This window comes from Danxiaibacter flavus, assembly GCF_041060425.1.
In the GTDB taxonomy this organism is placed as follows: Bacteria; Bacteroidota; Bacteroidia; order Chitinophagales; family Chitinophagaceae; genus Danxiaibacter; species Danxiaibacter flavus.
On record NZ_JAULBC010000002.1, the window covers coordinates 1237871 to 1246882 of the forward strand.

General features: G+C 39.6%; 9 protein-coding genes. 5 read left to right on the plus strand and 4 right to left on the minus strand.

All coding sequences use genetic code 11. The features are described 5' to 3' along the window. Nucleotides 1-208: 208 nt before the first annotated feature. Nucleotides 209-1630, minus strand: coding sequence for a tetratricopeptide repeat protein (locus tag QTN47_RS10585; RefSeq protein WP_369329331.1), 1422 nt, complete (start codon nt 1628-1630; stop codon nt 209-211). 132 nt (nt 1631-1762) lie between these two features. Here QTN47_RS10585 and QTN47_RS10590 point away from each other — a divergent pair, with 132 nt between their 5' ends. Then, a complete protein-coding gene (locus QTN47_RS10590; protein WP_369329332.1) occupies nt 1763-2155 on the plus strand; it encodes a hypothetical protein in 393 nt (130 codons plus the stop codon). Between the two features lie 66 nt (nt 2156-2221). On the opposite strand, the gene QTN47_RS10595 is transcribed toward QTN47_RS10590, so the two are convergent. Both QTN47_RS10595 and QTN47_RS10600 read right to left on the minus strand, forming a co-directional pair. Next, nucleotides 2222-2833, minus strand: coding sequence for a hypothetical protein (locus QTN47_RS10595; RefSeq protein WP_369329333.1), 612 nt, complete (start codon nt 2831-2833; stop codon nt 2222-2224). 235 nt (nt 2834-3068) lie between these two features. Continuing rightward, a complete protein-coding gene (locus QTN47_RS10600) occupies nt 3069-3941 on the minus strand; it encodes a sigma-70 family RNA polymerase sigma factor (protein ID WP_369329334.1) in 873 nt (290 codons plus the stop codon). Between the two features lie 285 nt (nt 3942-4226). Here QTN47_RS10600 and QTN47_RS10605 point away from each other — a divergent pair, with 285 nt between their 5' ends. Further along, nucleotides 4227-4607 carry an START-like domain-containing protein gene (locus QTN47_RS10605; protein WP_369329335.1) on the plus strand — a complete coding sequence of 127 codons (381 nt, stop codon included), beginning with the start codon at nt 4227-4229 and terminating at the stop codon, nt 4605-4607. Here QTN47_RS10605 and QTN47_RS10610 read toward each other — a convergent pair. Further along, nucleotides 4604-5209, minus strand: coding sequence for a hypothetical protein (locus QTN47_RS10610; RefSeq protein WP_369329336.1), 606 nt, complete (start codon nt 5207-5209; stop codon nt 4604-4606). The two genes, QTN47_RS10605 and QTN47_RS10610, sit on opposite strands and share 4 nt — an antisense overlap. 140 nt (nt 5210-5349) lie before the next feature. On the opposite strand from QTN47_RS10610, the gene QTN47_RS10615 reads away from it, so the two are divergent. From QTN47_RS10615 to QTN47_RS10625, 3 genes are all read left to right on the plus strand, one after another. Next, nucleotides 5350-6795, plus strand: a complete 1446-nt coding sequence (locus QTN47_RS10615; protein WP_369329337.1) for an LptF/LptG family permease — start codon at nt 5350-5352, stop codon at nt 6793-6795. A 26-nt stretch (nt 6796-6821) separates the two neighbouring features. After that, a complete protein-coding gene (locus tag QTN47_RS10620; protein WP_369329338.1) occupies nt 6822-7571 on the plus strand; it encodes a superoxide dismutase in 750 nt (249 codons plus the stop codon). Nucleotides 7572-7730: 159 nt separating this feature from the next. Beyond that, nucleotides 7731-8756, plus strand: coding sequence for a cation diffusion facilitator family transporter (locus QTN47_RS10625; RefSeq protein WP_369329339.1), 1026 nt, complete (start codon nt 7731-7733; stop codon nt 8754-8756). Nucleotides 8757-9012 lie beyond the last annotated feature (256 nt).

The following is a 9012-nucleotide window of genomic DNA, read 5'->3' on the forward strand; positions in this document are numbered from 1 at the left end:
TTGCGGCTGCAAAAATAAGGTAAGGCGGCCTAAATAACTGAGACGAAGATCATTGATCGTTTATTTCGGTCTACAGTGCCCTATTTTCGGTCACTTTTTTTTATTCAAACTGGTTTCAGGACAAAGCGTGTGGCAAAATGCTTTATCCCGGCAATTTTCGTTTGCGTTTATGTGATGTTGGAAGTAATACACACTCCGGCTCAGGCGCTCAGATCTTGTGGGATTTTTTATACCTGGCAAGGAGATCCACAATCTGATTATTTTGTAGACTGGATGGATTCAGCTCAATAAACTTCTTTAAAAGCTTGGGGGCTTTTTCCATTCCGTTTTCCAATTGCAGCAAGGCTTCTTTTGATCTTCCTTCTGCAAAAAGGCATGCGCTATAATAAAAATAAAATACTGCTTTATTTTCGGTTGCGGCCATTGCTGCAAGACATTGATTGGCTGCTTCACCGTAATATTCCGCCTTATACAGGCAGCGGATAAGCGCCTCCCAGCCGGCTATATTTTTGGATCTGTTTCTTACAACTATGCTAAAGCAATTAATTGCCTCCTTAAAATTTTCCATCTGCACATGGCATTCTCCCATAGCGAGATAAAATTCAGGCACATTCCGCTGAATGCGCATTGCAGTTTCCAATTGTTTTATAGCACTCTCCCACTGCCGCTCATTAATATAAGTCAGGGCAATTTTATAGTAAAGCTTACTATCCTCCTGGTTCATGTGAGAAGCTTTTCTATAATGAAAGCGCGCCTGCGCATATTTATTCAGCCTGTGATAACAATGGCCGATGGCTTCGTAGATCACTTCTTCCGGCCTTGTTAGTTCAAGCACCTTCTCCAGGCAATCTATCGCTTCCTTATATTTTCTCAGCCTGATATATGCATCACCCATATTGCGGTATGCGTAATCAAACTTCTCATCAATTACAACTGCATATTGGTACGCATCAATGGCCTTTTCATACAACTTCAGCCCCTGGTAGGCGGCCCCCAGGTTAAACCAGGCCAATTCATTGTAGGGAAAATCTTCGATTATGGAAAGATGCAGGCGGATGCTCTCTTCATTTCTTCCGGTAAAATCCGTCCAGAAGCAAATTTTGTAAAGTGCCTCCTCATTATTGGGTTCCTGCTCAAGAATCAGTCGCAGGCAATCGAATACTTTGTCAAATTCTTCATAATCATCATACACATCTGCCAGCTCAAACAAAAGCTCCAGCCGCTCTTCGCCTTCAAACAACAAGAGCGCTTCCTGCAGAAGGACCACTGCTTTCTCTTGCTGATCCAAAGCCAGATAGGCATCTGTTTTCAGTATATACAGGTTAATATCGGAACTGTCGTAGAGTTCGGCATGTTCCAGCACTTCAAGTGCTTCGTTGTAATGTCTTGTGGCTAAAAGTAAGTCTGCTTTCTTAATCAATAGCTGGGAAGAGAAGGGAAAATACTCGAGGCCGGTTTCGGCAACTTCCAGGGCTTTATTCAGGTCACTTTTGTCGTCATAGTGATCTATGATGCGCTCGTATGCATCTTCCTCCAGAAAAGAGCTTGCCTTGCCGGAGCGTAGCTCTTCATATTGCCTGAGTAAATCGTCCAATTCGTCTCTATCTTCCTGGTATGGATATTCTTGCATGTGTTACAGGTTAGCTCAAGTTAATATCAAATTTTCCATTTTCCAAAATTTTTATAAAGCAGGGGATAAACAGGCACAATTTGGCGGTGAAAAAATTTTTCAATTCTAAATAAAATGCTAATTTTGCATTAGATGACAAAGAAATTAACTCATATCGCTATTTTAACGGTGCTTGTTTCAACACTCACCGTGCATTTTGCTATGGGTTCTTTTACAGGAAGTTCAGATAAGGACGATAAGAATAAGTTTTCGCTTAAAAATCTGAATAAAATTTCAAAAACGGCGTTCTCACTTTCTTTCATGAAGAACAGTAACTACCAGTTTAAGGGAACTTTAAATTTAACACTTCCAGGGTATGTTCCTGCTAGCGGCAGCACCACAAACCCAACAAGTGTTACACCAGAGGTTCCTGAAGTAAGTTCTATGATAAGAATGGAAAATGGAAATACCACTTTTGTTTACCCATACAAGTACAAAGTAAAAGTGCCAAAATTCAGAACACCAACAGCTCCGAATATCAGATAAGATGTAGTCATAAACATTTTAAAAGCAACCCAAAAGGTTGCTTTTTTATTTAATATAGTTTTCTGGTTACTTTAAAATCCGGTAGCCGGTTGTTGGTATATCAAAGAGCGCAGAAGGCACCGGACTAAAACTTATTTTGGTTGCCGTATAAGTAATGTTATTCTTCGTTTTTTCGTTCGCCATTTCATACTGTAAGATAAATCCGGGAACCGCTTCGGCCAGGTAAGGATTTTCAGATGCCGAAGGCACAATCGCTGTGGTGTAGTAAATGGTGAATTTTACATCGTCATCCAGTTTAGCAAACGCCTTTTTGCATTCATATCCGAGAATTGTTTTTGTTTCCGCTGCAGGCGTTGGTTTAATCCCTTTGAATTTTTCAAATTGCTGCATCCATTTGTCGCGTGTCAACTGACTCATATATTTGTTGGCGCCAACTTCTTTTAATACAACGGCATCTCCCGTGTTAAGATCGTAAATTTCTTTTTGCGTAAACGCATCCGTCATTATATCTATGCGAACCTTCTTGCCTTTCAGGTATTGAAACCTTGAGCTTGTGCCGCCTTTAACAACGTTATTATTCTTCACTTCCACTTTATATTCTATGGTACATTCTGCAACCATTTTTTGCGCATGCAATTGTCCTGCGAACAAAAAAAATAATATCCAGATATATTTCATATCAGTCTTTTTTTAGCCCTATCGGTATTACCATTATACGCATAACCGGATATGGATCTTGTGTAAATGTAATTTTTTTAATAACAAAAAAGCCTGACTTATCCGTCAGGCTCATTTCTTTCCAAAAAATTAAAATAATATCTTTTGTAGTTGGTTAGCTAGTGTACATACAATTGTGGTACTGAAATAGCTTGCTGAAATTCATAACAAAATATTTTTTGTTAAGCGTTCATGCTTATCCCAGATAGACGCGTAATTGACGGCAACGACTTGTTGATTTTAATTTGATGAGCGCTTTATCTTTAATTTGTCTAACACGCTCTCTTGTTAAATTAAAATGCTCACCAATATCTTCCAGGCTTAAGGGATGATCAACGCCAATTCCAAAGAAATAACAAACAACGTCTTTTTGTCTTTCAGTTAATATTCTAAGAGATCTTTCAATTTCCTGCTTTAGCGATTCGTGATATTCCAGTTTTTCATCCGTACGTTCAGCATTCGGATTCTCCATTACATCAACAAGTGTATTGTCTTCTCCATCTGCAAGTGGAGAATCCATACTTACGTGACGTGATGCAATATTGATGGTGGAAAAAACTTCGTTGATGTCTATGTCTAGTAATTCTGCAAGTTCTTCAGGTGTAGGTTCGCGTTCAAATTCTTGCTCAAGTTGCTGGAATGCTTTAGTGATCTTGTTTGTCAACCCTACTTTATTTAATGGAAGGCGGACGATGCGGCTCTGTTCTGCCAGCGCCTGTAAAATACTTTGCCTGATCCACCACACTGCGTACGATATAAATTTAAATCCGCGTGTTTCATCAAATCTCAGGGCTGCTTTTATTAAACCAAGGTTGCCTTCATTTATAAGATCGGGAAGTGATAGTCCCTGGTTTTGATACTGTTTTGCAACTGATACAACAAACCTAAGATTTGCTTTTATCAGCCTGTCAAGCGATCGCTGATCTCCTTCTTTTATTTTTACTGCAAGACTTACTTCTTCCTCCGGCGATATAAGTTCAACTTTTCCAATTTCCTGCAGGTATTTTTCCAGGCTTTGAGATTCACGATTTGTAATAGATTTCGTGATCTTGAGTTGACGCATGCTCATAGACTTAGCTTTTTAGCATTACAGAATATAACAAGGTATTTGTCCCTTTAAATCTTTTCATTGAGAGAATGAGACAGCTGGAGACTAGCAAGTTAAGTAAACTGTTAATTTTGGCCAAATTAATTTTAGTATAAAATATTGTATACCAATAGCTTATCTACCATATATTGTTTAACATTTGCCGTTAAAAGCCTTAACAAAACCATCTGCCAAAAAATTATTTTTATGGTATGAATAATTTAATATTATTGCAGCCTTCAAAGAATAGAGATTTAATAGAAGAAAATGGCAAAAAAACAGTTATACACCTTGGAATATCCGGTAAGATGCTCTCCTACCATATTATATGAGTTTTTATCAACTCCGGCAGGATTGCAAGAATGGTTTGCCGACAGGGTTGATGAACGGGACAATGTTTTTAGTTTTTCATGGAATGGTTCAATAGAAAAAGCAGAAGTTGTAGAAGAAGAATTGGAAAAATTTATTCGCTTTCATTGGATGCACGCTCCTAAAGATGAGTTTTTTGAATTCAGGATTGAGAAAACCGAAATAACTAACCAGACTATCCTCGTAATTAAAGATTTTGCCGAAAAAGGCGATATTAAAGACCAAAGCCAACTGTGGGAATACCAGGTCAAGGACCTCTTTCACCGTTTAGGTAACTAGTGTTTTTCCAGCAAAGCTGTGAACAGGAATGTAAAGTCTTCAAATAGTAACATATTTACGCTATCCCACTCCTGTAGTGGGATTTTATTTGCAATTTTTACAAACGATTGCCTGCCAAGAATATCTTCCAAGTTAGTTACTCCGTCAATTCTTAAGTAGTTATCTTCTTCAAAGTGGTGGCGCCAGGGATCTGTACTCACACAGATATACCAACCCTTTTGTGCCAACGTACCCTGATGCTTTGCCAGGTTCGCTATCAGGTTGCTTTTGTATTGTCCGGATAAATGCAACGTGATGCTAAAAAAATTACCCCACCAGAAAAATGTTCGCACGGCAAAGGTATCGCCCCCTTTAAATACCCGGGGATAGTCAAGCATAACATAAGGAAGGCCTTGGTATTGTTCACCCCTGGAGATTTTAGGGGAAACAGCCACAACTTCAGCAGGCAAATGACCGGCAAGTTGTGAAAGATGCTTCTGATAATTTTCCGCAACTTCTCCCAGCAAAACACATACTTTATCAATAACGGCTTTCTTTGTTAAAATAAAATCCGTGTTCATTATCAGCAATCTTTCCTTCTCCGAAAGGTTTACATTTGCCATATTAATGTAATTTGGGTTTAATAACAGCCGTAAAAACAGGTACGAAGGTAGAACGTGCAGGGATTAATGCAAACCTGTTGAGCAGCACTGAAAAACATTATTCCGTTATATTCATGTAATTTTTTTGAAATCAATACAAAGTGATAAAAAAACTTGACTCTCTCATTATACGTTCTTTTATCGGGCCGTTTTTTGCCACCTTTCTTATCTCGCTTTTTGTATTGGTCATGCAGTTCTTCTGGTTGTATATAGACGATCTTATAGGCAAAGGCCTTGATATCTTAACCATATTGCAACTGATTTCCTATGTGGCGGTTACTGCTGTTCCACTTGCTTTACCATTGGCACTCCTGCTCTCATCCATAATGACATTTGGCAACCTGGGCGAAACTTTTGAACTTGTAGCCATAAAATCTGCGGGCATTCCTCTTCTACGGTTTATGCGTCCGTTATTAATCGTCGCTATATTCATTAGCGGCCTGGCTTTTTTATTCACCAATAACATCATTCCGGTTGCACAATTAAAATTGAATTCTTTAAAATATGACATCATTGTAGCTAAACCGGCGTTTGATATCAAGGAAGGCGTTTTTTATGACAAGATTGAAGGCTTTGTTATAAAACTGGGCAAGAAAGACAAGGATGACAGCACAGTGCATAATGTAATTATCTATGAGAAAAACTATGGATTGCAGGATGATATTTTGATGGCTGAGAGCGGCATTATGCGTGTAACAAAGGACAAACGTTTCCTGGAATTTATATTGCGCAACGGATGGCGTTATTCAGAAGAAGGCAACAGGTATTCAACCATGACAAGGTTTACCCGAATGGGTTTTAAGCAATACAAAAAAGTGCTTGACCTAAGCAGCTTTAAGCTTACGCGAACAAAAGATTCCTTGTATTATGATCCCAAAATGCTTTCTGTGCGCCAGTTAAATCATTCAATTGATTCTCTGCAAAATCTCGATACGATCTTTTATAAAAGAACTGAAAAGGAGTTGAAGCCTTACATCGCCTTCTTAAGAGTTCGTGACAGTTCCTGGAAAAAAATAGACACTGTTGCCATTCAAAAAGCAGCCAGCTTTGATAAAGTGATCGGCGATTCTTTTCTAACAGCCGCAACCGGAAAAGTATTGTCAGAACTTAACAGCACCAAGACCAACCTCGAGCTTATCAACAACGATTATAAGACAAGAAAACAATCCTTAAACAAGCATAAAATAGAGTGGCACAGAAAATTCACGCTGTCTGTAGCCTGTCTTGTATTGTTTATGATCGGAGCCCCGCTGGGATCAATTATCCGCAAAGGAGGGCTTGGAACACCGTTGGTTTTTGCCATTGTGTTCTTTGTGCTGTTTCACCTTTTAAATACGTTTGGCGAGAAATTTGCAAAAGAAGAGGTAACTTCTCCGATGACCGGCATGTGGCTTTCCACGGCGGTGCTAATACCAATTGGTGTTTTTCTGACAAGTAAAGCCATGCGGGATTCCCAGTTGTTCAATAAAGAATTTTATCATCGCAGTTTCAAAACTGTTCGTAAATTCTTCCTCCGTTTCAAAAAAACGGAAGAAGTTTCAGCCTGATTTCATCATACAAAAACACCTTATATATGACTAACTCCAGAAGAGATTTTATTAAAACTGCAGGTAAGGCGGGCATCGCTGCGGGGCTTGCTTCAACTGTCTTACCAGCACTGGCGAAAGAGTCTTATAAATCGCCATTTCATTTTGCTGCCAAAGGCGTATCCTTTCAGCAAAATCCTTTGCCATATGCGTACACAGCATTAGAGCCTGCCATTGATGCAATGACAATGGAAATACACTATACTAAACATGCAGCTACTTACGCTAAAAATGTTGCCGAAGCCTGTACTGCTGAAAAAGTGAATACAGCGTCGACCAAGCCGGAAGAAATACTGGCGGGCATCTCCAAATACTCGACAAAAATGCGCAACAATCTTGGGGGACATTATAACCACGAATTGTTCTGGCAATGCATGGCTGCTCCGTCTTCCAACACTGCGCCAACGGGCAAACTTGCAGATGCCATAAATAAAAGCTTTAACTCATTCGAAGCGTTTAAAGCGCAGTTTACCGATGCGGGTAAAAACAGGTTTGGAAGCGGCTGGGCATGGCTGGTGTTGACCAACGACAAAAAACTGGTTATTGGTTCCACTCCCAACCAGGACAACCCATTGATGGATGTAAGCGACCTTAAAGGCATGCCTTTGTTAGGACTGGATGTTTGGGAACACGCTTATTACCTGAAATATCAGAACAAAAGACCTGATTATATTAATGCATGGTGGAGCGTAGTTAACTGGAATTTTGTTCAGAAAAATTATGAAGCACTGGCATAGTCTGATCAGATTAATTTTATAAAAAGGGTAACTTCGGTTCCCTTTTTTTGTTTGTACTATTTAAATAAAAATGCACATGCCAAACTTATAAAGTATGGAGTATTTTTGCAGACACATTACGCGGCAATTCATATCCTTTAAACTGGAAAAATACTTCGATTGGAATCAGCAAAGCAAAACTTTAAGGTACAGCAATGGATAACCGCATTGTCGGTTATATTGTTTGTGGTTAAGATAATAGCATACTACCAGACGCATTCGCTGGCGATATTAAGTGATGCCCTGGAAAGTATAGTAAACGTTCTTGCCGGATTCATTGGCCTGTATAGTCTTTGGGTTGCCTCAAAACCACGGGATATTGATCATCCCTACGGTCATGGCAAAGCTGAATTTGTTTCGGCTGCTGTAGAAGGCGGGTTGATTATTTCTGCCGGTATTCTTATTCTGTATGAAAGCATACAAAATCTTATCTCCTCCAAACCACTGCAAGCGCTTGACAATGGCCTTTGGCTTGTTGGTATTACAGCCGTGTTAAATTATATCGCCGGATTTATTTGTGTAGCTATTGGCCGGCGTAACAAATCCCTGGCACTTGAAGCCAGTGGCAAGCATTTAAAAGTTGATACATATTCAACACTTGCAATTATTGCAGGATTGATCATCATGCTGTATACAAAGCTATATTGGCTTGATAAGGTAATTTCTTTTATCATGGCAGGCATTGTGATCTACAATGGATATAAAATTGTGCGTTCCTCTCTTGCCGGGATCATGGACGAGGCCGATATGGAACTGCTGGAAAAAATGGTATCAGTGCTTAACGCAAACAGGCGGACAAACTGGATTGACCTGCATAACTTACGTGTAATAAAATATGGCAGCCTGCTGCATGTTGACTGCCACCTGACCGTTCCCTGGTATCTCTCTGTTCATGATGCACATTATGAAGTAGACGCGCTGGAGGACCTTATTAAAAAAGAATTTGGAGATGCCCTGGAAATGTTCGTTCACATAGACGGGTGCCTGCCCATGAGCTGCCCTATTTGCTCAAAAGAAGACTGCCCGGTAAGACAACATCCCTTCAAAAATAAACTTGCGTGGACACTGGAAAATATCCTGATGAATGAACGGCATAATGAAAAAACGCCGGAAAGATTTGTGCATAAACCTCACCACGTGTATTAGCTGTGAGCTATCAGCTTTCAGCTGCGATGAAATTCGAAAATGCTGATCAATTTTAGCAGTGATTTATTTCGTGGGGTTAACATTACATGGCCCTCCTATCCGGACGAAAAAATTCTCAATTGCATATAAATTTATACCTTGCAAGGTTAAAATTTGGAGCTGATAGCTGATAGCTGATAGCTGATAGCTGATAGCTGATAGCTGATAGCTGATAGCTGATAGCTGATAGCTGATAGCTGATAGCTGATAGCTGATA